The sequence below is a fragment of the Shewanella kaireitica genome, from assembly GCF_023284045.1.
GTDB classification, from domain to species: domain Bacteria; phylum Pseudomonadota; class Gammaproteobacteria; order Enterobacterales; family Shewanellaceae; genus Shewanella; species Shewanella kaireitica.
On the sequence record NZ_JAKIKQ010000037.1, the window covers coordinates 1 to 2009 of the forward strand.

Genomic DNA, 2009 nt, shown 5'->3' on the forward strand with positions numbered 1-2009 from the left:
AGAGCGTGAAGTCATCTTTCATACTTCGCCGAAGACGCTAGGTCGTTGGCTTGAGGAGGCGTATTCTACACTCTCCAGTGGCGGCGTCAAGCGCTTATTTTAAGAAGTTTTCTAAGCGTTGATTTCTTAATCACTATCGTGAAATCCATCATCACCCGAAGCCCTTAAAGCGATTGTCACCTGAGGCTAATTTCCGAAGAAGTTAAGCTCTCTAACACCGCTGCAAGTCCCGTACTACCTAGCTTTTGCTAAGAGTGATTGGCCTGCTGTGCCGTGTCAGTGGATGCGCATTATAGGGAGTTCCTGCGTAAGCGCAAGTGCTTTTATCAATTAAAATAACCTTTTTTAAAAGTCACAGATAAGCCACATCATACACACTACTTACCCCCAGACTTACCCACAACCTAGCCCAAAATCTAAACCTTAACCGCCAAGCGGGATATTGAGTCTAGTACAGTATTAAAAACTTGCACAACTTTACTGTAAATACTCTTAGCTTACTTAAGTCCCCTCTATACGGAAAACCAAATGACCAAGACTAAAATAATCACTAGCTACTACTTTATTGAAAACTCTTCCTATCTAGGTGGGTTGAAGTAGAGATTACCTAGCTAACACGAGTTGATACAATGCAAAGAAGCAATTCATGTTTCATAAACACTATACCGTTTTATTGCTGCACCCTTTCAGATAGATTTAATTTTCAAGCCAACACCAGCGGTGCCTGCTTATCTATATAAAACCTGGCGAAGCGAGTCACTAGGCCAATTCACAGAATACAAAGGATAAGAGTTATCTATTATAGAGCACTAATACTTAGGTAATGCTCTTCTACAGCTGACATAAGAATAAGTCGAAATAATAATTACTAATCTGCTCATTCCGCACAGAGTAGTCGCTAACAAAGCTCTCTTCTCTGCGTTATTCATTGTGATAACGACTAACCCCTAGTAAATCATCTATATAAAAAAGGTCGCCATGCTCTATAGCTTCTCATTATGGATATTACGACCTGTTAATTAAGCCTTACTAACACAGCCCTATTTCATGTCGATATATAAATGGTACATCCACCTATCGTTAGTCCATATCATTATTGAACCAGGAGCTTTTAACGATACTCATATAAAGATTCCATCGTTAGCTGCTGACTTTTTCTTCACTTTCAAATATAACATTTAAAACAGTAGGTGCTTGGATATGATTTAGTCTTGATTATCCTAGAAGGAGGCGCTGGTTCATACAGCTATGATACAGGTGATAGAAGTCTGTAAGTTATCACCGTTGTAACTTAAAACCTCAAATTGCAGCCGTAACAAAGCCCACCATATAATAGCGGGCTTTCAACTCTCTACACGAGACAGATATCAATAAACGAAGGCACCTATGCCAAGGGTGTAGAAAGTTCTATATACAAGAGTTATTTACTGGCTAGCATATGGATATGAACCTCACTATGTTCAGACCTTTTACTTCCCGCGCTCGGGTTTGCAGCTCAAGACGTCATTAAATGAAAAACCCTTAGCACGAAATGCTAGGGATTTATCGCTTCTCTTTCGAGAATAATTAGGCCCTTGGAAATCACCTACTCTTTATTATCCTCGAAGTGGACACATGGATATATCAGCCACACCTCTATCAGTATCACGCTAAGGGCTGTAGCTTAATGATTAACTGATTCAAATTGCAGACGTAAAAAAGTTCGCTGCATCGTAGAGGGCTTAGATACTTATTAGGCGCCTGGAAATGACCTACTCTTTATTGTCCTCGAAGTGGACACGTGGGCATATTGGCCGCGCAGCTATTAGTGTCACGCTATGAAAGGCAGCAACCATCAATAACTTGCTCAAACTGCAGACGTAAAAAAGCCCGCTACATCGTAGCGGGCTTAGATACTTATTAGGCGCCTGGAAATGACCTACTCTCACATGGGGAAACCCCACACTACCATCGGCGATACTGTGTTTCACTTCTGAGTTCGGAATGGGATCAGGTGGGACCACAGCTCT

At 41.2% G+C, this 2009-nt stretch carries 1 rRNA gene; it reads right to left on the reverse strand.

Annotation, left to right across the window (positions count from 1 at the left end):
* Window positions 1-1905 precede the first annotated feature (1905 nt).
* A 5S ribosomal RNA gene (rrf, locus tag L2730_RS21845) occupies window positions 1906-2009 on the reverse strand; the annotation flags it as partial.